The sequence below is a fragment of the Kocuria sp. HSID17590 genome, from assembly GCF_003989485.1.
GTDB lineage: Bacteria > Actinomycetota > Actinomycetes > Actinomycetales > Micrococcaceae > Kocuria > Kocuria salsicia.
Genome location: NZ_RBMB01000003.1, coordinates 1 through 20,388 on the forward strand (window position 1 = coordinate 1; position 20,388 = coordinate 20,388).

General features: G+C 70.7%; 21 protein-coding genes and 1 pseudogene. 10 read left to right on the forward strand and 12 right to left on the reverse strand.

The window, feature by feature from the left end; translation table 11 throughout:
* Both D8M39_RS00940 and D8M39_RS00945 read right to left on the reverse strand, forming a co-directional pair.
* The coding region (locus D8M39_RS00940; RefSeq protein ID WP_126874206.1) for an ATP-binding cassette domain-containing protein at window positions 1–568 on the reverse strand (568 nt) is incomplete at its 3' end.
* A 140-nt stretch (window positions 569–708) separates the two neighbouring features.
* Window positions 709–1,020 carry a hypothetical protein gene (locus tag D8M39_RS00945; RefSeq protein ID WP_232300273.1) on the reverse strand — a complete coding sequence of 104 codons (312 nt, stop codon included), beginning with the start codon at window positions 1,018–1,020 and terminating at the stop codon, window positions 709–711.
* A gap of 144 nt (window positions 1,021–1,164) precedes the next feature.
* Here D8M39_RS00945 and D8M39_RS00950 point away from each other — a divergent pair, with 144 nt between their 5' ends.
* Both D8M39_RS00950 and D8M39_RS00955 read left to right on the forward strand, forming a co-directional pair.
* Window positions 1,165–1,458, forward strand: a complete 294-nt coding sequence (locus D8M39_RS00950) for a putative quinol monooxygenase (protein WP_055084164.1) — start codon at window positions 1,165–1,167, stop codon at window positions 1,456–1,458.
* 214 nt (window positions 1,459–1,672) lie between these two features.
* Complete coding sequence (locus D8M39_RS00955) at window positions 1,673–2,230, forward strand: hypothetical protein (RefSeq protein WP_055084166.1); 558 nt, start codon at window positions 1,673–1,675, stop codon at window positions 2,228–2,230.
* A gap of 70 nt (window positions 2,231–2,300) precedes the next feature.
* Here D8M39_RS00955 and D8M39_RS00960 read toward each other — a convergent pair whose 3' ends face one another.
* The 4 genes from D8M39_RS00960 to D8M39_RS00975 form a co-directional block, all read right to left on the reverse strand.
* On the reverse strand, window positions 2,301–2,678 hold the full coding sequence (locus tag D8M39_RS00960; protein WP_083482415.1) for an SdpI family protein: 378 nt from the start codon (window positions 2,676–2,678) through the stop codon (window positions 2,301–2,303).
* A gap of 221 nt (window positions 2,679–2,899) precedes the next feature.
* Window positions 2,900–3,970, reverse strand: a complete 1,071-nt coding sequence (locus tag D8M39_RS00965; protein ID WP_055084170.1) for a permease — start codon at window positions 3,968–3,970, stop codon at window positions 2,900–2,902.
* Window positions 3,971–4,090: 120 nt separating this feature from the next.
* Window positions 4,091–4,882 carry a MerR family transcriptional regulator gene (locus D8M39_RS00970; RefSeq protein ID WP_198145187.1) on the reverse strand — a complete coding sequence of 264 codons (792 nt, stop codon included), beginning with the start codon at window positions 4,880–4,882 and terminating at the stop codon, window positions 4,091–4,093.
* 22 nt (window positions 4,883–4,904) lie between these two features.
* The gene (locus D8M39_RS00975; protein WP_055084174.1) at window positions 4,905–5,417 is read right to left on the reverse strand and encodes a VOC family protein; all 513 of its coding nucleotides are present in this window, start codon (window positions 5,415–5,417) and stop codon (window positions 4,905–4,907) included.
* A 392-nt stretch (window positions 5,418–5,809) separates the two neighbouring features.
* Here D8M39_RS00975 and D8M39_RS00980 point away from each other — a divergent pair, with 392 nt between their 5' ends.
* Window positions 5,810–6,154: a hypothetical protein gene (locus D8M39_RS00980; protein WP_126874207.1), complete on the forward strand. Its 345-nt coding sequence runs from the start codon at window positions 5,810–5,812 to the stop codon at window positions 6,152–6,154.
* Window positions 6,155–6,166: 12 nt separating this feature from the next.
* Here D8M39_RS00980 and D8M39_RS00985 read toward each other — a convergent pair whose 3' ends face one another.
* The 3 genes from D8M39_RS00985 to D8M39_RS00995 all read right to left on the reverse strand — a co-directional run bounded on the left by D8M39_RS00985 (window position 6,167) and on the right by D8M39_RS00995 (window position 9,956).
* Window positions 6,167–6,628, reverse strand: coding sequence for a hypothetical protein (locus D8M39_RS00985; protein WP_055084178.1), 462 nt, complete (start codon window positions 6,626–6,628; stop codon window positions 6,167–6,169).
* Between the two features lie 161 nt (window positions 6,629–6,789).
* Window positions 6,790–7,809, reverse strand: a complete 1,020-nt coding sequence (locus tag D8M39_RS00990; RefSeq protein WP_126874208.1) for an LLM class flavin-dependent oxidoreductase — start codon at window positions 7,807–7,809, stop codon at window positions 6,790–6,792.
* A gap of 170 nt (window positions 7,810–7,979) precedes the next feature.
* Window positions 7,980–9,956 (reverse strand): AMP-binding protein, encoded by a 1,977-nt coding sequence (locus D8M39_RS00995; RefSeq protein ID WP_055084192.1) that lies wholly within the window; start codon window positions 9,954–9,956, stop codon window positions 7,980–7,982.
* 358 nt (window positions 9,957–10,314) lie between these two features.
* Here D8M39_RS00995 and D8M39_RS01000 point away from each other — a divergent pair, with 358 nt between their 5' ends.
* Window positions 10,315–11,073 (forward strand): SDR family NAD(P)-dependent oxidoreductase, encoded by a 759-nt coding sequence (locus tag D8M39_RS01000; RefSeq protein WP_055084194.1) that lies wholly within the window; start codon window positions 10,315–10,317, stop codon window positions 11,071–11,073.
* A 208-nt stretch (window positions 11,074–11,281) separates the two neighbouring features.
* Here the strand turns inward: D8M39_RS01000 and D8M39_RS01005 are convergent, their stop codons facing one another.
* The 3 genes from D8M39_RS01005 to D8M39_RS01015 all read right to left on the reverse strand — a co-directional run bounded on the left by D8M39_RS01005 (window position 11,282) and on the right by D8M39_RS01015 (window position 14,053).
* Window positions 11,282–12,202 carry an NADP-dependent oxidoreductase gene (locus D8M39_RS01005; RefSeq protein WP_174233398.1) on the reverse strand — a complete coding sequence of 307 codons (921 nt, stop codon included), beginning with the start codon at window positions 12,200–12,202 and terminating at the stop codon, window positions 11,282–11,284.
* A 145-nt stretch (window positions 12,203–12,347) separates the two neighbouring features.
* Window positions 12,348–13,370, reverse strand: a complete 1,023-nt coding sequence (locus D8M39_RS01010; RefSeq protein WP_055084197.1) for a DMT family transporter — start codon at window positions 13,368–13,370, stop codon at window positions 12,348–12,350.
* A gap of 89 nt (window positions 13,371–13,459) precedes the next feature.
* Entirely contained in the window at window positions 13,460–14,053 is a 594-nt protein-coding gene (locus D8M39_RS01015) for a TetR/AcrR family transcriptional regulator (protein WP_094393172.1), read from the reverse strand.
* A 96-nt stretch (window positions 14,054–14,149) separates the two neighbouring features.
* Here D8M39_RS01015 and D8M39_RS01020 point away from each other — a divergent pair, with 96 nt between their 5' ends.
* The 6 genes and pseudogenes from D8M39_RS01020 to D8M39_RS12865 all read left to right on the forward strand — a co-directional run bounded on the left by D8M39_RS01020 (window position 14,150) and on the right by D8M39_RS12865 (window position 20,306).
* Window positions 14,150–15,382, forward strand: coding sequence for a multidrug effflux MFS transporter (locus D8M39_RS01020; RefSeq protein WP_126874209.1), 1,233 nt, complete (start codon window positions 14,150–14,152; stop codon window positions 15,380–15,382).
* Between the two features lie 189 nt (window positions 15,383–15,571).
* Window positions 15,572–16,942: an agmatine deiminase family protein gene (locus D8M39_RS01025; RefSeq protein ID WP_126874210.1), complete on the forward strand. Its 1,371-nt coding sequence runs from the start codon at window positions 15,572–15,574 to the stop codon at window positions 16,940–16,942.
* A gap of 6 nt (window positions 16,943–16,948) precedes the next feature.
* Complete coding sequence (locus D8M39_RS01030; RefSeq protein ID WP_126874211.1) at window positions 16,949–17,572, forward strand: thymidine kinase; 624 nt, start codon at window positions 16,949–16,951, stop codon at window positions 17,570–17,572.
* 29 nt (window positions 17,573–17,601) lie between these two features.
* Entirely contained in the window at window positions 17,602–18,183 is a 582-nt protein-coding gene (gene pyrE, locus D8M39_RS01035; RefSeq protein WP_055084207.1) for an orotate phosphoribosyltransferase, read from the forward strand.
* Window positions 18,176–18,847: a TrmH family RNA methyltransferase gene (locus tag D8M39_RS01040; protein WP_126874212.1), complete on the forward strand. Its 672-nt coding sequence runs from the start codon at window positions 18,176–18,178 to the stop codon at window positions 18,845–18,847. The genes pyrE and D8M39_RS01040 overlap by 8 nt, the downstream gene beginning before the upstream one ends.
* A 457-nt stretch (window positions 18,848–19,304) precedes the next feature.
* Window positions 19,305–20,306 (forward strand): annotated as a pseudogene (locus D8M39_RS12865) (lipase family protein).
* Window positions 20,307–20,388 lie beyond the last annotated feature (82 nt).

The window sequence follows — 20,388 nt, forward strand, 5'->3', positions numbered from 1 at the left end:
TGTGCAGCAGGTGCGAACTGAGCAGCACGGTGCCGCCGCGGTCCGCGAAGTCCCGCAGCAGCCCGCGCATCCAGCGGATGCCGGCGGGGTCCAGGCCGTTGGCGGGCTCGTCCAGGATCAGAACCTCCGGGTTGCCCATCAGCGCGCCGGCCAGGCCGAGGCGCTGGCGCATGCCCAGGGAGTAGTCCTTCACCCGGCGGGCCGCCTCGGAGCGTTCCAGGCCCACGAGGTCGAGCATCTCGTCCACACGGGCCTTGCCCATCCCGGTCACCGTGGCCGCCAGCCGCAGCACCTCGCGGCCGGTGCGCCCGGGGTGCTGCGCGGCGGCGTCGAGCATCACACCCACGTGCTTGCTCGGGTTGGGCAGCTCAGAGTAGCGGCGGCCCAGCACGAGCGCCTCCCCGGACGTGGCCGGCGTGAGCTGCGTGAGCGTCCGCAGCGCCGTGGACTTCCCGGCGCCGTTCGGGCCCAGGAACCCGGTGACCCGCCCGGGCTGCGCCGTGAAGGAGATGTCGTCCACGGCGGTGAACCCGCCGTACCGCTTGGTCAGGTGCTCGATCCGAATCATGCCCTCCATTGTGTGGGCTCGGCCCCCGGGGCCCCGGTTTCCGGGGCAGGCCGGGCGCGTTCCGGGCCACCGGGGGACGACGCCGCCGCGCCTGGTCCCGCGCGGAGGGTCCCGTTCGGTGCGGTGCGCTCGCATGGGCCTCAGCGGGGGAGGTCCTGCCCGCCCACCTGGGTCTCCCAGTACTGGAAGTCGATCGTGACACCCGGAACCACGGCCTCCTGGACCCGGGCCGCCAAGCGGACGCCTTCACGGCGGTGAGCGTCTCGCTGCTCCCGTGATGGCCAGCCGGTGTCGTAGTCGAAGTGGAGATCGAACTCGCGGGTCCACGCGAGGACGTCTCCGGTCAGCTCCGGAGGCAGTGGGAAGTCATCCTGTTCCAGAAGGCAGCCGTCTCCCCAGAACGGCCAGGGGCACCCGTACTCGTTGAACATGCGAACGGTGTGGAGGCGCATGCCGGTTGATCCTTTCGGGCCGTGCGACGGTATCTGGGATTTGTTCGATTCTCGCCCTGCGCTGCCCGGAAGGCGAGGCCTCGGATCGGTAGCATGAGCCGGGCCGGTGACCGTCCGGCGTCGTCGTCGAAGAGAGGGAATCCCATGGCCTTTGTGTGCAACGCCGTCTGGACCGCCAAGCCCGGTGAGGAGGAGACCGTGCGCGCCGCGCTCGAGCAGCTCTCCCCGCTCGCCCGCGAGGAGCCCGGGAACCTGTACTACCAGGCGTACCAGAGCCCCGAGGAGCCCGCCGTGTTCCGCATCTTCGAGGTCTACACGGACAAGGCCGCGTTCAAGGCGCACGTGGGCTCCGAGCACTTCACGCGGTGGGGAGCGGGCCAGGCGATCCCCGCGCTCGCGAGCAACGAGCACGACACGTACGAGACCCTCGACTTCTAACGCGCCGCTCGTGACCAGCCACAACGGGCCGACGACGCCGCCGGGTCCGGATCCTGCCGACGCCCCCGTCGTCCGCGGTTCCGGTGCGAGCCACGGGCCCGCACGCACTCCGGCGCGGGAGGCGGCTCCGGGCCACGCGGCCTGCCATCAGGTTGCTCGCGACTCCCCGGCCACGGCCCCTGCCCCCGGTGAACGGCCACCCGCCTGGGCGGTCGTGCTCAGCGAGGTGTTCCAGGCGCCGATCGTGCTGGCGGTGCTGCTGGTCCTCGTGCCGTGGACCGCTCACGGAACTTTTGCGTCGCTGGCCTGGGGCGTGGCGGCCGCGCTGTCCGTGTGCGGGGTGTCGCTGGCGACCGTCACCGTGCTCTCGCGCCAAGGTGTGCTCAGCGACCACCACGTGAGCGTCAAGGAGCACCGACGCCCCGTGATGATCGGGACGTTCCTGCTGGTGGCCGTGTTCCTCGCGGTCACGCTGGTGTTCCACGGTCCGGTGGAGATCACCGGCCTGCTGACCGCAACGCTGGCCGCGAGCGCCGTCGTCGCCCTCGTCAGTCCGTGGTGGAAGATCTCGGTGCACGGCATGATGATGGGCGGCACTGCCGTGATCCTGCCGCTGGCATGGGGGCCGTGGGGTCTGCTGTTCGGACCGGTCGCGGTGGCGGTGTGCGTGAGCCGCCGGGTGCTGCGGGCCCACACCTGGGCGCAGCTGGCGGCGGGGTCCGCGTACGGGGTGGTGTTTCTGGGCGGGATCTACGCGCTCATTGCGGGTTAGCCCCTCCCATTCCCAGCATCTGCGGCACGATATGCCCACGGGAACGACCGCAGGACGGGCATCTCATGCCTCAGGTGTTGGACCGGGGCGCGTTCTCGGCGCCCCTCGTGGCCGCTCGCGCGATCGGGATCATGGCCGCCAGGATCGCCACGGTCGGAAGGACCGCGAGCCACGGGAGCAGACCCGCAGGCCCCAGGAACACCAGGGCCAGGCACACCAGATCGATGAGCAGGACCGTGAGGCACGCGGTCCGGGCCACTGGCAGGGCGGCGGCATGACCGGCGCGCCACGCCTCGTCGCTGCGCCGCGTGGCTCTGATCCGGATGCCGACGGCCCCGTTCCGGCCCAGTTCCCCGCTCGCTCCCATGCGGGTGACCGCCAGGATCACGCCAAGCACCACCAGCGACGTGGCGATCCCGATGAGCGGTCCCACCACTGCCTCGTCCATGCGGGGGACGATACCGGGGAGCGGTCAGCGCCGGTAGCCCTCGCCCGGTCCAGCTCACCCCTGACATTCGGGGCACGAGAAGCCCACGGGATCGGCTGCCTGGCGGTCAGAACCTGCCTCAGATGCCTCGCCCGGTCACCCACGTTGCACCGGGTGGGGGTGTGGTGCAAGGGCAGGGAGCGCGACGTCGCACGCCGGAGACGCGGGCGACGTCGTCGGGCTCAGACGAGCGCCACCAGTAGGCCCGCCGCCAGCAGGCCCCCCAGGACGACCCACCCGGTGACCAGCAGGGTCGTGCGGACCCCGAAGTCGCGGGCCACCATCACGATGGACGGCACGCTCAGCGCCGGGAGGGTGATGAGCAGGGCCCCCGCCACGCCGCAGCTCGCCCCGGCCGCAGTGAGTGCCAGGACCACGGGGATCTCGCCGCCGGTGGGAATCACCAGTGCTGCCCCGACCACGCCCACGAGCAGCAGCGAGAACACCCCGGCGTGCTGGCTCAGCGCCGCGAAGTCCGAGAGCCAGCCGGCGAAGAATCCCACCAGCAGCACCAGCAGCAGGTACTCGGGGACCAGCACCACCAGGTACCGCCCGAGGGCCTTCACGAACCGGCCGAGCATCTGACCCCAGGACTGCGGATCGGCGGGCAGGGCCTCGGGTGTCTGGACCGTCACGGTGGAGAAGCGTCGGCTCACGAGAACCGCCGCGATCAGCACCACCAGGACCCCCACGGCCACGCGGGTGGTGACGAACGGCCAGGACATGGTGAGCCCCAGGAACATGAGCACCGCGGGGTTGAGCAGCGGGTTGGCTAGCCAGTAGGCCATGGTGGCGCCAGCGGGCGCTCCGGAGCGGCGCAGACCGATGGCCACGGGCGCGGTGCAGCATGTGCACATCATGCTCGGCAGGGCCAGCAGCGCGCCGGAGATGCCCTGACCCCAGGACGTCCTGCGGCTCAGTACGCGCAGCAGCCAGCGTCGTGGCACGAGGGACTCCAGCGCGGCGGCTACGAGCAGCGCCACGAGTGCGGCCTTCCACACGGCCTTCGCGTAGACCACGGTGAAGGCCCACGCGCCCTGCCACGAGGGCACGGTCTCCGCCGCCCCGAAGACGGCCTTGCCGTCCCACACGCCTGTCTCGGCCAGAGTGCGCGCCTTGAGGTCGTAGGGAATCCACTTCGCCCACAGCAGCCCGGCCACCAGGATCGCGAGGGTCAGGGCGAGTCCCGCCCAGCCGAGCGCGCGGTGACGCGGGGTCTGCGGGGCGGTGGTGAGGGTGGTCGTGGTGCTCACCGGGGGCCTTTCGGAGTGGGGGTGGTGTGAGGCCTCGTTGCCAGGGGCGACGGCGCGGCGGCCAGTGTACGTCCGGCGCCCGCCTCCCCGCCGGACGAGCTCCGGTGCCGGGCAGTGGGTTCACTCCCAGGCGGCGGTGTCGGGGTCGATGCCGTGCAGCCGCGCGCTCGCGTCGATGGCCTCGCGGAGCCAGGCGGTCAGGCCGGGGTGCAGGGTGTCGTAGTGCGTCGTGAAAGCCGGGTCCGCCTCGTACATTCGGCCCAGGCACACCTGCATCTGCCGGGTCAGGGGAAACCAGCGGCCGAACAGTGCGCGGTGCCGCTCCACAAGTGCGTTCGCGCGGGCATCCCCGGGAACCGCATGGTCGCGCGCGGCCCGGGCGAGGTCACCGTCGAGGTCCTCCGTGGCGCGCGTGAGCTCTGCCCACTCTTCCGCAGTTCGAGAGGCGGCCCGTTCTGCGTACTGCCGCCACTGGACCGTGTCTCCCCACCGGGCCCTGGCCTGCGCGGGCCAGTCGGGGCTCCACCCCTCACCCAGGACCTCCTTCTTGCGCTCAGGGCCCAGGAGGATCCCGTGCTCGTGCGCCTGGACCATGCCCTGCACGCTCTCGTGAAGCTGCTGCAGCCGGTGGATCCGCTCCTCGAGGTGCCCGATCTGCTCGCGCAGGGCGGCGGGGACGTCCACGGCGGGGTCGTCGAGCAGACTGCGGATCGAGTCGAGTCCCAGCCCGAGCTCGCGGTAGACCACTACCCGCTCCAGCCGGTCCAGATCTTCTTGGGTGTAGAGCCGGTACCCGGAGGCTGATCGTTCGGAGGGGCAGGCGAGGCCCTGTGCATCCCAGTGGTGCAGCGTCCGCACGGTCACGTCGAGGCGCTCTGCCACCTGGCCCACCGTCAGCCGGTCATCGGTCATGGGGCTCATTCTCGCCGAGCCCTTACTCCGGTGCCGTGATGCCTACGGCTCGGAGAGTCGCCGCCTCCTGGGTCGTGGGGTCGTACGGTTTCGCCGCCGTGAAGACCACGCGGGCCCGTTCGGGGGTCACGACCTCCACCTCCCGACTGTTCCAGGGGGTGTCCCGCGGACCGGTCACGACGACGTCGTCGAACCACCTGCACGCCGCCACAAGTGGCTCGATCTGGTTCAGCACGCATGAGAAGTTCACGAACATCGAGGATCCAGACCCGGACTCGGGCGCGGAGGTTCCGGGTACCAGGAGCACGTCCTGGAAGGCCCACCGGCGGAGGTGCACGAGCTGCCCTGGGATCTCGAAGAGGGCGAAGAAGCCGAGAGCCTCGGTCCAGAACCTCACGGAGGTGGGCAGGTCTGCGGTGCGGACGGTGGTGAACGAGGGCATTCCGTAGATGCCGTGGAAGTTCTCGGCCGCGGGGGCATCCCACGAGGGGCGGGGAACGGGGCTGATGTCGAAGGAGTCGAAGTGAGTGCTCATGCCGGTGACTGTCCCGCCTCACGCGGCGTGAGGGTCAAGTGGGATAACGGCACCCTGACACCCGAGGCACGAAATGCCTTAGGAACGGCTGCCGGGCGGGTACTTCGTGCCTCAGATGTTGGGGCCGACCTGTAGACCCATTCCGGGGACGTGTCTCGCTGCCCTGCGAGGGTGACGGGTGTCATACTCCGGGTGTGGAGAACCCCCAGCAGCGGCTACAACCCCATCTGCGTCCCGGCGAGAAACTTCTGTGGTCCGGGCAACCCGACCCCCGCGTCCACTTCATGCCGTCCGACGCGTTCCTCGTGCCCTTCAGCGTCTTGTGGTGTGCTTTCGCCGTGTACTGGACGTGGAGGGTCCTGAATTCTGGGAAGTCCCCATGGTTCGCTCTCGTGGGGCTACTCTTCGTGGGGATCGGGCTGTACCAGCTGGCCGGGAGGTTCATCGTCAAGGCTCGGCAGAAGCGACGCACGGTCTACGGCCTCACGGACACTCGCGCAATCGTGCTGGAGGGCGAACGCAACGTCTCGGACGTCCGGGTGAAGGACGTTCCCGCGAAGGTGAGGAAGCACCGCGATGGGGCGCACGTCGAGGTCATCTTCGGGGCATCCGGACTTCAGAAGGGCTATCTCAACAGCGGCATGGAGATCTTTTCGCCGGGCCGAGAATCGCCCGTGGCCTTCTTCGACGTCCCCGACTCGGACGCCCTGCTGCGGGAGCTGGACCGGGTGCGCTGACGCACCGAGGGGTCAAACGGCCCTGAGGCGCTCCCCTCGCGGTTCGCCGTCCGGGAAGTTTCCGCGCAGCTCCTCCATGAAGCCCGTGGGGGTCAGGCCGTCCCAGTAGAGGCTGCCACCCCGCGGTTCCACGGTCGGATCGAAGGGCACGACCTCCAGGGCCACGGGTCCGCAGTCCACGGGTGTGATCTCGCACCGGTACTCACGTCGCGAGGTGCCGTCCGAGACGACCACGTGCCCATGCCCCTCCTGCAGACGGGCCGAGACGACCCGCAGCTCCGGGTAGAGGTCGTCGAGCAACGCGGGGGTCAGCGACAGGTCGTACAGGAACCCGGCCCAGTTGCACCGCAGGTTTTCCGGGAACTCGCCGTACTCCAGCACCACCCGCCCGTCTCCCGACAGGGTGACCCCCACGATGTTCTCTCCGGCCGCGACGTCGCACGCCCGGTGGTAGAAGTTGTGCCTCGTGCCCATGGAGACGACCTTACGTGAGGGCGAGCGGGGAAAAGGCCCCGACATGTGAGGCGCGAAATACCCCGGGAAACTGCTGCCGGGCGGTCATTTCGTGCCTCAGATGTTGGGTGCGGCCCCAGCCGCGTCATGTCAGTCACCAGGGGGTGCCGCGTCGCCGGGCGTTACCGCCACCCGAGTTCCGGCGCCACGTGCGTCAGGATGCTCTCGATCACGTGCGCGTTGTACTCGACGCCCAGCTGGTTGGGGACCGTCAGGAGCAGGGTGTCCGCCTCCGCGATCGCCTCGTCCTGCGCGAGCTCCTTGACCAGCTGCTCCGGCTCCGCGGCGTAGCTGCGACCGAAGACCGAGCGGGTGCTGTCGATGAGGCCCACCTGGTCCGAGTTCTCCCGGTTGATCCCGAAGTACGCGCGGTCGGTGTCGCTGACCAGCGCGAAGATGCTGCGGGAGACCGAGACACGCGGTTCGTGATCGTGGCCGGCCTGCGCCCACGCCTCGCGGAACGCGCGGATCTGCTTGGCCTGCTGCACGTGGAACGGCTCGCCGGACTCGTCCGTCTTCAGCGTGGAACTCATGAGGTTCATGCCCAGCTCTGCGGTCCAGCGGGCAGTGGCGTCCGACGCCGCTCCCCACCACATGCGGTCCCGCAGCCCCTCGGAGTGGGGCTCCAGGCGCAGCAGCCCGGGCGGGTTGGGGAACATGGGCCGCGGGTTGGGTCGCGCGAACCCCTCACCCTCGAGCAGTTCCAGTGTCTTGAGGGTGTGCCTGCGAGCCATGTCCGCCTCGGTCTCGCCCTCGGCGGGCTCGTAGCCGAAGTACCGCCAGCCGTCGATGACCTGCTCGGGGGATCCCCGGGAGATGCCGAGCTGGAGCCTGCCGCCCGAGATCAGGTCCGCGGCCCCGGCGTCCTCCACGAACGCGTGGGGATTGACGTAGCGCATGTCGATCACGCCGGTGCCGATCTCGATCCGCGAGGTCTTGGCCCCCACGGCGGCGAGCAGCGGGAAGGGCGCACCGAGCTGGTTCGCGAAGTGGTGCACGCGGAAGTACGCGCCGTCGGCACCGAGCTCCTCTGCCGCCACGGCGAGGTCGATGCTCTCCAGCAGCGCGTCCGCACCCGTGCGCACGGCCGAGTGCGGGCTGGGTGTCCAGTGCCCGAAGGACAGGAAGCCGATCTTCTTCATGAGCTCACTCTCTTCCAGATGGTCTGGACGCGGCCGCCTCGGACCGGGAAACCCCGTTCGAAGGTGTTCCCAGCGCTCCGATGGCGACGGCGCCGGGGCCGGCGGGCGCGGTGCTCGCCGGCCACTCACCCCTCACAAGTGAGAACCGCCCCCATCTATTCCCGCCGCAACTATTGATGACGCAAGGAGGGGAAGTCCGTGTCCGCGAATTCCTGGGCACCCTCCACGGGGACGGGCCCGGAGCCGCCCTGCGGGTCGATCTCGTCCGGGTGCAGCTGCATCTCGCGGTGGCGCAGCTCCACGCGGCGGATCTTCCCGGAGATGGTCTTGGGCAGCTCCGCGAACTCGAGCCGCCGGATCCGCTTGTACGCCGCGAGGTTCACCCGGCAGTGGTGCAGGATGCTCTCGGCGGTCTCCGCGGTGGGTTCGTAGCCGTTGGCGAGCACCACGTACGCCTTGGGCACGGCCAGGCGGATGGGGTCGGGGGAGGGCACCACGGCCACCTCCACCACGGCGGGGTGCTCGATCACCACGGACTCCAGCTCGAACGGGGAGAGCCGGTAGTCGGAGGCCTTGAAGACGTCGTCGGCGCGTCCCACGTACGTGAAGACCCCGTTCTCGTCCCGGCTCACGACGTCCCCGGTGTGGTACAGCCCGTCCCGGAACGCCTCCGCGGTCTTCTCCGGGTCCCCGTGGTAGCCGGGGGTCAGGCTCACGGGGCGGGGGTCCAGCCGCAGGCACAGCTCGCCCTCGGTCTGGCTCTCCTCGTCCGTGTTCGGGTCGATCAGCACGGTCTCGTACCCGGGCAGCGCACGCCCCATGGCCCCGGGCTTCACGGGCATCCCGGGGGTGTTGGCGATCTGCAGGGAGGACTCCGTCTGCCCGTAGCCGTCCCGGATGTCCGTGCCCCAGGCCTCCCGCACGCGGGCGATGATCCCCGGGTTGAGCGGCTCGCCGGCGGAGACGGTCTTGCGCGGCGGGTGCTTGAGGTGGGTGAGGTCCGACTGGATGAGCATCCGCCACACCGTGGGCGGCGCACAGAAGGACGTGACTCCCTCGCGCTCCATCTGATCCATCAGCGCGGCGGCGTCGAAGCGCGTGTAGTTGTAGAGGAACACCGTGGCCCCGGCGATGAACGGCGCGTAGAAGTTGGACCACGCGTGCTTGCCCCACCCCGGGGACGCCACGTTCAGGTGCACGTCCCCCGGCTCCAGCCCGATCCAGTACATCGTGGAGAGGTGCCCCACCGGGTACGTCACGTTGGTGTGCTCCACGAGCTTCGGCAGGGACGTGGTCCCGGAGGTGAAGTACAGCAGCAGCGGGTCCTCCGCCGGGGACGGCTCCAGCACCTCGAAGGTCTCGGGCCCCTCGAACGAGCGCGTGTAGTCCAGCACGCGGTGCTCGCCGACCGGCTCCAGCTCCGCACTCTCCGGGGACGACGACGCCGCAGCGCCGGCTTCTCCGCCCGCCGCACCTTCCGCGGTGCTCGCGGAGGCGGAAGCCGCCTCAGACGCGGGTCCGGAACCGGCGCCCGCAGGACGCGACGCGGCGTCGTCGTCGGAAGAAGAGGAGGACGGGGCAAAGGCTCCGGAGGCCGGGCGCACGCGGAAGTCGGGCTGGTCCGGCACGGCGATGATCGTGAAGTCCCCGGGAACCTCCTCGAACTTCTGGGCGTTGCTCCGCGAGGTGACCACCCAGGCGGCGTGCCCTCGCTCCACGCGGTCCCGCAGGTCCGCCGGGCCGAGCATCACGGTGGTGGGGATCATGGGGGCGCCCAGCTTGGTGCACGCGAGCATGGTCTCCCACAGCTCCACCTGGTTGCCGAGCATCAGGATGACCCGGTCCCCGCGCCGCACCCCCTGCTCGCGCAGCCACGTGGCCAGCTGCGAGGAGCGGCGGGAGAGCTGAGCGTAGGTGCGGCGGGTCTCGGTGCCGTCCTCCTCCACGATCACCAGGGCCTCGCGCTCTGCCTCCTCGCCGGCGCCGAGGGCGTCGAACCAGTCCAGCGCGAAGTTGAAGTGCTCGAAGCGCGGCCACTCGAACTCGGCGTGCGCGGCGTCCAGGTCCGTGCGCAGCCGCACGAGCTGGTCCCGGGCGGCGCGGAAGCGCTCCGTGACGGACTGTTCTGGCGCTGTGCTCTCACTCAAGGGATCCTCGTTCCGGCCGGTGGGACCCCGGTGCCCAGCCCCGGGACGGCGGTGTCCGGAGGGCGGTGTGGAGCGTCGGGATCGGGATGGGACTCTGCCTCAAATTTACTGCACGGACCGGGGCCGTGGGCGGGGGTGACGTCGCGGATTCGCCGCGGCGGCCACTGCTCCCCGCGCGACGGTCGGCGGGCGGATGCGTCCTCCACAGGTGCTGCGCCGGGGGCCGTGCGCCCGGTTCTCGTCCCCTGCCGCTGACACGGCCGGGGCGGCCCCGTACGATCGGCCGGGAAGGCACCCCTACAAGGCACCCCGACGGCGTCGTCGGGCGCTGCGAGTACGCACGACGGCAGGAGCGGACATGGACATCACGGGAACCTCAGCGATTGTCACGGGGGCGGCCTCGGGGCTGGGAGCGGCCACCGCCGCGGAACTCGTCTCGCGCGGGGCCCAGGTGGTCGGCATCGACCTCCCGGCGGGGATCGAGAAGGCCCCGGAGGTCGACGGCGTGACCTACGCGGCCGCGGACGTCACCGACGAGCAGCAGGTCCGGGACGCCGTCGCCACGGCCGCCGCGATTGCACCCCTGCGCACGGTCGTGAACTGCGCCGGCATCGGACCCTCCGCCCGCGTGGTGGGCCGCAGCGGCGTGCACGACCTCGCCCTGTTCGAGCGCGTGGTGCGCATCAACCTGGTGGGCACGTTCACCGTGCTCGCGCTCGCCGCGGAGGTGATGACCGCGCAGGAGCCGGTGGACGAGGCCGGGCAGCGCGGGGTCATCGTGAACACCGCGTCCGTGGCGGCGTTCGAGGGGCAGGTCGGTCAGGCCGCGTACGCCGCGTCCAAGGGCGGTGTGCACTCCCTGACCATTGCCGCCGCGCGGGACCTCGCCTCGAAGGGCGTGCGCGTGATGACGATCGCCCCCGGCATCGTGGACACCCCCATGCTCGGCAGCGTGGGGGAGGACTTCCGCGCCGCGCTCGCCGAGTCCGTGCCCTTCCCGCACCGCCTGGCGCAACCTGCGGAGTTCGCGCAGCTGGCCGGGATGATCGTGGCGCACGACTACCTCAACGGCGAGACCATCCGCATGGACGGCGCACTGCGCATGGCGCCGCGCTGATCCTCGCTGCCGCGCGCCTGTCCCGTCCCGGCCACGCAGCCACGGGCGACGACACCGCACGGCCCCGCACATGACGATGCCTCGTCACGGTCCACCCGTGACGAGGCATCGTCGTGATGTGGTCAGAGCTCCATGGCTCCGGCCTGCGCGAAAGGCCCCCGGGAATCGCCTCGCTGAGGTCGAGACGTCCCCCGGGGCGTTCCGCGGATCAGTCGACCGTGAGCACGACCTTGCCCACGGTGTGGCCCTCCTGGCTCGCGGTGAATGCGTCCGGCAACTGCGCGAGCGGGAAGGTGCGGTCCACGCGGACGGTGAGCTTGCCGTCGTCGGCCAGGCGAGCAAGCTCGGTGAGCTGCTCTGCGTCCGGAGAGACCCACATGTAGTGCCCGCCGTGCTCCTCCACCCCGGGGTCCGCGATGGAGGCGTGCTGGCCGCCGTCCGCGAGCACGGCGACGGAGTCCTCCACCACGCCGCCCACGAAGTCCACGACGATGTCCACACCGTTCGGGGCAAGCTCCTTGACGCGCTCCACGAGACCGTCCCCGTACTCCACGGGCTCCGCGCCGAGCTCACGCACGTAGTCGTGGTTCTTGGTCGATGCGGTGCCGATCACCCGCGCGCCGAACGCCTTGGCGATCTGCACGCCCATGCTCCCCACACCACCGGAGGCCGCATGGATCAGCACGGTCTTGCCCTCCGCGACACCAAGTCGGGTGAGTACCTGGTACGCGGTGAGTCCGGCGAGCGGCAGCCCTCCGGCCTGTTCCCAGGAAAGACTCTTCGGTTTGGGGGCAAGTGCGCGCACCGGGACCGAGACGTACTGGGCAAACGTACCGCCGTGGATCCAGTCCTTGCGGGCGTAGGCGATCACCTCATCGCCCTCGGAGACGCTGGGGGTGTCGAAGCCCTTGCCCACGACGACGCCCGCGACGTCCCAGCCGGGGGCCGCCGGGAACTGGACGGTCATCATGGGATCCAGCCCGCCGGACATGACCTTCCAGTCCACCGGGTTGATGCCCGCGGCCTTCACCTTCACCAGGACCTCGCCGGGGCCCACCTTGGGCATGGGCTGGTCGGTGAGCTCCAGCACGGAGGTGTCACCGTACTGCTGATATGTCTGCGCCTTCATTGTGGTCATGTCTGTCTCAACGGCCCCGGGCGGGGCCTTATTCCATGCCGCGGCAAGTTTCTCGTGCGTGCTGCCGGACGACGCCGCCCGGTGGCCGTGGTCTTCCAGTCTCCCCGGGGGTGCCCGGGCGAGTGGGGGAGCAGCCTCAGGCGGAGATCAGCGCAATGCCCGTGAGCACGGCGGTGCAGCCGATGAGCCGCGGCACCAGGCGGTTCTCCTTGTAGATCCACCACGCGAGCAGCGAGCCCACCACGATGCTCGACTCCCGCAGGGGAGCCACGAGCGCCACCGGGGTGGACTGCATGGCGAAGAGCACCAGGATGTAGGCGAGCGGGGACAGCAGGCCCACCGCGACGATCCGGTTCCGGTCCACGGCCCACGAGCGCACCATGTCCTGGCGCTGCCGCCACGCCTTGGGCGTCAGGGTGAGCACCAGGACCACCGAGGTCAGCGCGAAGTACAGCACGGGCGGCAGGTCCAGGGCGGCCATGGAGTGGTCGTCCCACAGGGTGTACCCGGCGATGCACGCGCCCACCGCGGCACCCCACAGCACGCCGGTCAGGGCGGACCCGCGGGTGGGTGTGGCAGCGGAGTCGCCCCCCGGTGAGTGCCCGTCCGCCCCTTCCGGGGTTGACGTTCCGGACGCGGAGGAGTCCAGCGGGGCGGCGTCGCGCGCGATGACCGCGCCGGGATCCGACGCGTCGGACGAACTCGGCGGGGCGGCGTCGTCGTCCCGGGTGGAAGTGGGCGTGCCGAACGTGGCGACCACGGCCACGCCCACGAGCACGGAGATCGCCCCAGCGGCGGCCGTGAGGGAGAGCTGTTCACCCAGGAACAGGACCGCCACGATCATGGTGATCATGGGTCCGGTGCCGCGGGCCACCGCGTAGACCACGCCCAGAGGTGCGCGGTCGTAGCCGGTCTGCAGTGCGGTGCCGTAGACGGTGTGCAGCAGCCCGGAGACCACGGCGGCGCCCACGAGGGGCCACCCCCAGGACTGCCACGCCCCGGGTTCCAGCAGGCTCACGGGGATCAGCACCACCGAGGAGACGAGCCCGTACCACCACACGAACAGGGTCCCGTTGCCGCGGATGCCCTTGGCGAGGATGTTCCAGACCGCGTGCACCACGGCGGCCAGGAGGATCAGGGACACGCTGAGAGTGGACATCACCGTCCATTGGAGCGCACGCGGGGACGCGCGGGCGAATCGGAGCGCGGATTTGTCGCCGCGCCACGCCGGGCGGCGTCCGGGACGGCTCAGTCCCGCCGGTACTTCAGCAGCTCCGCCATGGCCGCCACGGTCTCCCGGGCGATCCCCGTGCGGTTCTCCACGTGCAGCTTGAACATGACGCCCTCCCCCAGGGAGATCACCAGCTCTGCGGGAATGCTGGTGCACCCGCTGACCCGCAGCAGCTCGCGCGCCTGCCCCTCGAGCCGCACGCGCTCCTCCGCGAGCACGGTGGCCAGCTGCGCGTTCTCCCGGGTGGTGTCCAGGAGCCAGCACAGGGTGCCGCGCAGCTCCGCGTCCTCCAGCCCCCGGCCGGTGATGACCCGCAGCATGCGCTGCGCGGTGACCTCCGGGTCCGGGCGGGCGGCGTCCGCGGCCGCCTCGGCCAGCACCCGCCGGGCCTCGGCGTCCCGGCGGGACTCGATGTCCTCCACGCACGCCGTGAGCAGGGCGTCCCGGGTGGCGAAGTAGTAGCGGATGGAGCCGTTGGGGACCCCCGCCCTCTCGGCCACCTGGCGGTGGGTCACGGCGGCCGTGCCCCCGTGCGCGAGCAGCTCACACGCGGCGGCGAGGATGTCCGCCCGGCGCTCCACGGCGCGGGCCTGTGTGCCTGCGATGACCACCACTCCTCAAAACTAGTACGGGCGTACAACTATGCTATATCCTCGTCGAGTGCCACCCGCCGTGCGGGCAGAGACAGCAAGAAGGCAAGCTCAGCCATGACAGCAACCCTTGACACCCCCGAGGTGATTCCAGCCCCCGCGGCCCCGCCCCGTTCCTTCCTGCTCTCCCTGGCCGCCGTGCTGGGCGTGGGTCCCTTCGCGATCGACATGTACCTCGCGTCCCTGCCCGAGATCGGCGCGGACTTCGCCGCCCCGTCCTGGACGGTGCAGCTCACCCTCACGGGCTACCTCATCATGCTCGGCGCGGGGCAGCTGGTTGCGGGGCCCGTGACGGATGCTTTCGGACGGCGCCGCCCGCTGCTGCTGGGCCTGAGCATCTTCATCGCGGCCTGCCTGCTCGCGGCCGCGGCGCCCTCCATGGCCGTGCTCGTGGTGGCCCGCATGCTCCAGGGCGCGGGGGCCGCCATGGCGTTCGTGGTGATCAACAGCGCCGTGCGGGACCGCGTCTCCGGCGACGCCGCCACCCGCGCCTTCGCCGTGCTCGTCACCGTGACCTCGGTGATCCCCATGATCTCCCCGGCCGTCGGCGGCTGGGTGGGCGAGCTCTTCGGGTGGCGCCCGGTGTTCCTGGTGCTCGCGCTGATCGGGGCCGTGTCCCTCGGCATCGTGTTCCGGTGGCTGCCCGAGTCACTGCCGGCCCAGCGGCGGGTCCCGCTGGCCTTCGCGCCCGTGCTGCGCGCCTACGCCGGGCACCTGCGCTCCCGCCGGATGCTCGTGCCCCTGGGGGCGCTTGCGGGCACGTTCGTGTACCTCTTCTGCTACCTGGGCGGGGCGTCCTACGTCTACCAGGGCCACTACGGGGTGGGTCAGGCGGACTTCGGGATGATCTTCGGGGTCACGGGCTTCGCCTCGGTGGGCGGCGCGGTGATCGGCCACCGCCTGGCGCACCGGCTGACCACGGGCCAGCTGGGCGTGCTGGGGATGCTCATCATGGTGGCGGGCGGCGTCATGGCCACCGCGGCCGCGCTGTGCACCGAATCCCTGTTCCTGCTGGCCCTGAGCGTGGGCTTCGGGCTGCTGGGCCTGGGCGCGTGCGAGCCCGCGTTCATGTCCCTGTGCATGTCCTCGGCCACCAGCAACGTGGGGGCGGCCTCCGCGCTGCTCGGCGCCACCCAGTTCCTCTCCGGCGCGCTGACGACGGCGCTGATCGCCTTTCCCGCCACGCTCGCCCCGTGGGCGTGGGCGGCCACGATGCTCGGGGTGGCCGTGGTATCCCTGGGGCTCGCGCTCCTGGCGTCACGGTGGTCCGTTCCGGTCCGTCAGGTTTGAGGGCCCGGGCCGCGTGGAGGCCCGCCGGGCCGTGCCGTGCCCGCGCCGCGCGGCCGCATGCGTCCCCGGGAGCGCCGGGGCATCCAGGCCGCCCCTGCCGGCGACGGCTAGTGTGAACTGTGTGCAGCATACGGCCGGGGCAGGGGCCGTGACCTCCCAACCTCTGCCGGCTTGGAAAGGCGTTCTCCCGTGAAGAAACGACTTGTCGCCGAGTGGGAGCCCGCGCTCGGGGCCTTCGTCACCTGGCCCGCGGCGCTTCCGGGTGCCCTGCTGCGGGACCTCGCGCTGGACGCGCACCTGTGGGTCCTCGTCACGGACGCCGCCTCGGAGACCGACGCCGCCGCGTGGTTCGCGTCCCAGGGCGTCTCCCCGGACCGGGTCACGTTCGTGCGCGCGCCCCAGGGCGACGACGCCGTGTGGGTGCGCGACTGGGGCCCGCACCCCGTGATGGACGAGCACGGTCAGCTGTGGTGCGTGGGCCCGCGGTACGTCTACGCCACCCCGTTCACGGCCCATGAACCGGGCGCGCCCCTCGAGACCGCGGACCGTGAACCGCTCGCCGCGCTCGAGTACGAGCCCGTGGACCAGCGGGCCCAGCCCGCGCTCGCACGGGCGCTGGGGCTGCCGTTCGAGAAGCTCCCGCACGCCTTCACCGGGGGCAACGTGCTCTCGGACGGCCACGACCTGCTCATCAGCACCGAGGTGCTCGTGGCCGAGAACGCGTTCGACGGCGCCACGTGGGACGAGGCGCGCCAGGACGCCTCCGCAGCCACGGGCATGAGTGAGCACGTGGTGCTGCCCGACTACGAGAACTGGGGCATCCAGCACGCGGACTGCCTGCTCAAGGTCCTGGACGAGGAGCGGCTGCTGGTGCTGCGCCCGCCCGCGGACCACCCGCTGCGGGAACGCTACGACGCGATCGTGACCGAGCACCTGGAGCCGCTGCTCACCCGCTGGGGGCGGCCCTTCGAGATCCTGCGCATGGACACCGGAATCAGCCCCCACGGCGGGCTGGCGCCGTACGTGAACTCGGTGGTGCTCAACAAGGTGGTCTACGTGCCGCGCTACGGCATCCCGGAGGACGAGACGGCCCTGCAGCAGTGGCGCGCGGCCATGCCGGGCTACGAGGTCCGCGGGTACACGTTCTCCTTCGACAAGGAGCCCCACGCGGTGCGCAACCCCCGCAACACGGGCCCCACCGGCTGGCGGGACGGGGACGTGCTGCACTGCCGCGTGCGCGGGGTGTTCGACCCCAGGATGATGCACGTGTCCGTGCGACGCCCCGGCCCCGAGAACCCCTCCCTGGTGCGCGTGCGCGCGGAGGGCTGCGGCGGCACCCGGGTGAAAGCGGTGACCCTGCTGAGTCGCCGGGCGGACGGTGCGGAGACCACCCGCACCCCCATGCGGGAGACCGCGCTGAACGGTGAGTACACGGCCCACCTGCCGCAGGGCCCGGCCTCGGGTGAGATCGAGTACGCGGTCGAGGCCACCTCCGAGGACGGCCGCGTGCAGCGCTGGCCGCGCCCGTCGAAGGCGTGGCTGCGGGCGGCGATAGACTGACCGACCGTGGCCAAGCTCTACTTCCGCTACGGCGCGATGAACTCCGGGAAATCCACGGCGCTGCTCCAGGCCGCCTACAACTACGAGGAACGCGGGCAGCGCGTGCTGCTCGCCAAACCCCACGTGGACACCAAGGGCGAGGACCAGATCCTCTCCCGGCTGGGTGTCACCCGCACGGTGGACTTCCTGATCCAGCCCGGCGAGAGCGCCATGGGCCTGTTCAAGCGCCACTCCACCGGCGATGACCCGGAGGCCCTGCTCGAGCACGTGGACGCCCAGCCCGTGGCGTGCCTGCTGGTGGACGAGGCGCAGTTCCTGGAGACCGGGCAGGTGGACGACCTGCTACGGATCGCCGTGCTGCTGGACGTGCCCGTGATGGCCTACGGCATCCGCACCGACTTCCGCACCCGTTCCTTCCCCGGCTCCGAGCGGCTCATGGAGCTCGCCCACACCCTGGAGGAGCTCAAGACCATCTGCCGCTGCGGACGCAAGGCCCTGTTCAACACGCGGAAGGTGGGCGACGACTTCGTGTTCGAGGGGGACCAAGTGGCCATCGACGGCGTGACCGTCACCTACGAGTCCCTGTGCGCGGCGTGCTACCTGCGGGAATCTGGCGGCAAGCTGGGCTGAGGGGACAGCCCGGCACGTAAACTGCCCGTATGAGCACCGACTTCTCTCCCGTGGACCTGGCCACCGCCCGTGAGCGCCTGCGCGAACTGATCAAGGACCTCGCCGTGGTGCGGGGCAAGGTCACGCTGGCCAGCGGCATCGAAGCGGACTACTACGTGGACCTGCGCCGCGTGACCCTGCACCACGAGGCCTCCCGGTACGTGGGTCAGGTCATGCTCGGTCTGCTGGACGGGGCCGGGATCGTGTTCGACGCCGCCGGTGGGCTCACCATGGGCGCGGACCCGGTGGGCAACGCGATCATGCGCACGGCCGGGGACCAGGGCCGCGCCGTCGACACCTTTGTGGTGCGCAAGGCTCAGAAGTCCTACGGCATGGGGCGTCAGGTGGAGGGCCCCAGCGTGGTGGGCCGCAACGTGGTGGTCGTCGAGGACACCTCCACCACCGGCGGTTCCGCCCTGACCGCCGTGGAGGCGCTGCAGAAGGCGGGCGCGAACGTCGTGGCCGTTGCCGTGATCGTGGACCGCCGCACCGGCGCCAAGGAGCGCATCGAGGAGACCGCGGGCGTCCCGTGCCTGTACGCCTACTCCAAGGACGAGCTGGGGCTTGACTGACTCTGAACTGCCCGCTGATCGAGAGGTCGGCGTGGGCCCCTGGCAGGGCGAGTGGCCCGACGGGGAGCACTGGGACCCGGAGCTGCTGCGCGCGGGCGACCGCCGCAACGTGGCGGACCAGTACCGCTACTGGCGCATGGACGCGATCATCGCGGACCTGGACGCCCGCCGCCACGCCTTCCATGTGGCCGTGGAGAACTGGGAGCACGACTTCAACATCGGTTCCGTAGTGCGCACCGCCAACGCGTTCCTCGCGCGTGAGGTCCACATCATCGGGCGACGCCGCTGGAACCGCCGCGGGGCCATGGTCACCGACCGATACCAGCACGTGCGCCACCACGCGAGCGTCGCGGAGTTCATGAACTGGGCGCGCCAGGAGGGGCTTGCGGTGCTGGCGATCGACAACGTTCCCGGCTCGCAGCTGATCGAGATGTTCGACCTGCCAGAGCGTTGCGTGCTGGTCTTCGGCCAGGAGGGCCCGGGGGTCTCGGAGGACCTCGTGGCGGAGGCGGACGCGGTGCTGGCCATCGAGCAGTTCGGCTCCACCCGCTCCATCAACGCCGGAGCGGCCGCCGCCGTGACCATGCATGCATGGATCCGCCGCCACGTGTTCGAGCAGCGTCCTGCGCCCTCGTCCGACGTCACGAAGGGCGCGGGAGCGTGAAAAAGCCCGGCCGACCATAGCCAGGAGACAGAAGTTACCGTATGGTCATGTGAGTTAAATCACATGATGAAAGGTTCGCATGCTCATGGCTGCCTCGACCACACGGCCATCGTCCTTGCGGCGTTCTGCGGGTGCCCTCGCCCTGGGTGTTGGGCTGCTGCTTGCTGGACTGCAGCCCGCGCATGCGCAGAGCGCAGCAGGCTCCGCACCAGATGACGGTTTTTCCGAGCTGCCGCGCAGCGAGCAGGACCAGAAGCTCCAGGAGCAGGGTCTGACCCGCGATGATCTTGCCCGCGAGGATGCGCTGAAGAAGCTCCGCAGCTCCACGGACACGGACTTCTACAGCACCCCGGCGCAGCTGCCTGCCGCCAACGGGGGCGTGGTGCGTTCGGGGCCGTCCACGTTCTACCTGGACCCCGTCAAGCTCATCAAGCCCAATGCGTCCGCCACGCGCATCATGTACAGGAGCACCAACAGCAAGAACCAGGCCGTGGCCACCACGGGCACCGTGCTGCAGTCCAAGGCTGCGTGGCGCAAGCCCGGTCCACGGCTGCTCGTGGTGCTGTCCTCGGGCACCCAGGGTATGGGCGACTCGTGCGCGCCGTCCCGTCAGATGGCCATGGGCACAAACTACGAAGGCCTCAGCCTGGCCGGCCTGATCAATGCCGGCTACAACGTGGTGGCCCCGGACTACATCGGTCTGGGCACTGACGGCGCCCACACCTACATGAACCGCGTGGACCAGGCTCATGCCGTGCTCGATGCCGTGCGCGGTGCGCAGCAGCTCGGCATGGAGGGAGTGGACGCTAAGACCCCCGTGGCCGCCGTGGGATACTCGCAGGGCGGCGGTGCCACGGCTGCAGCCGCGGAGAGCGCCCCTGAGTACGCCCCGGAGGTGCAGCTCAAGAGTGCCTAAGTGGGTGCGCCGCCCGCGGACCTCACACTCACGGGTCAGCACATCGACTCCTCTCTCTTCTCCGGCCTGTCCTTCTACGTGATGGGGGCGGCCGAGGACTCCGGGGTGGCGGTTCGGGACAGACTCAATGCGGAGGGGCAGAGGCGCTATGACAAGGCCCAGGACAGCTGCCTGGTGGGTACCGTCCTCTCCGACGCCCTGGTGCCGTCCGAGAAGCTCACGGCTGACGGGCGCTCCTTCTCCCAGCTGCTCGGGGACCCCGCTCTGAAGGCGTACCTGGACGAGCAGACCATCGGTGCCGCGGGCCGCCACCCTCGTGTCCCGGTGCGCATCGCCCACACCGTGGCGGACGACGTCGTGCCCTACCAGTCGGGCCGACGGCTCGCCCAGAAATGGTGCGCCTCCGGCGTGAACGTCTCCATGCAGACGCTCGCCACGCCCACCCATGTGGGGGCCTCCCTGGAAGGCATTCCCTCGATGCTCGTCTACCTGGACGCACGGTTCAAGGGCATCCCGCAGACCAGCTCGTGCTGGCGGTTGTGATGTCACGAGATGAGCCACTGCACCCCGGCACCGCATCCTGCGGTGCCGGGGTGCGGTGGTGACCCCTCGGCGTCGTCCGCGC

Coding starts and splice junctions, on each gene's coding strand:
- D8M39_RS00945 (WP_232300273.1), bottom strand. CDS start 1,020: ATGCGCCTCCACACCGTTCGCATGTTCAACGAGTACGGGTGCCCCTGG.
- D8M39_RS00950 (WP_055084164.1), top strand. CDS start 1,165: ATGGCCTTTGTGTGCAACGCCGTCTGGACCGCCAAGCCCGGTGAGGAG.
- D8M39_RS00960 (WP_083482415.1), bottom strand. CDS start 2,678: ATGGACGAGGCAGTGGTGGGACCGCTCATCGGGATCGCCACGTCGCTG.
- D8M39_RS00970 (WP_198145187.1), bottom strand. CDS start 4,882: ATGACCGATGACCGGCTGACGGTGGGCCAGGTGGCAGAGCGCCTCGAC.
- D8M39_RS00975 (WP_055084174.1), bottom strand. CDS start 5,417: ATGAGCACTCACTTCGACTCCTTCGACATCAGCCCCGTTCCCCGCCCC.
- D8M39_RS00985 (WP_055084178.1), bottom strand. CDS start 6,628: ATGGGCACGAGGCACAACTTCTACCACCGGGCGTGCGACGTCGCGGCC.
- D8M39_RS00990 (WP_126874208.1), bottom strand. CDS start 7,809: ATGAAGAAGATCGGCTTCCTGTCCTTCGGGCACTGGACACCCAGCCCG.
- D8M39_RS01000 (WP_055084194.1), top strand. CDS start 10,315: ATGGACATCACGGGAACCTCAGCGATTGTCACGGGGGCGGCCTCGGGG.
- D8M39_RS01005 (WP_174233398.1), bottom strand. CDS start 12,202: ATGAAGGCGCAGACATATCAGCAGTACGGTGACACCTCCGTGCTGGAG.
- D8M39_RS01010 (WP_055084197.1), bottom strand. CDS start 13,370: ATGTCCACTCTCAGCGTGTCCCTGATCCTCCTGGCCGCCGTGGTGCAC.
- D8M39_RS01020 (WP_126874209.1), top strand. CDS start 14,150: ATGACAGCAACCCTTGACACCCCCGAGGTGATTCCAGCCCCCGCGGCC.
- pyrE (WP_055084207.1), top strand. CDS start 17,602: ATGAGCACCGACTTCTCTCCCGTGGACCTGGCCACCGCCCGTGAGCGC.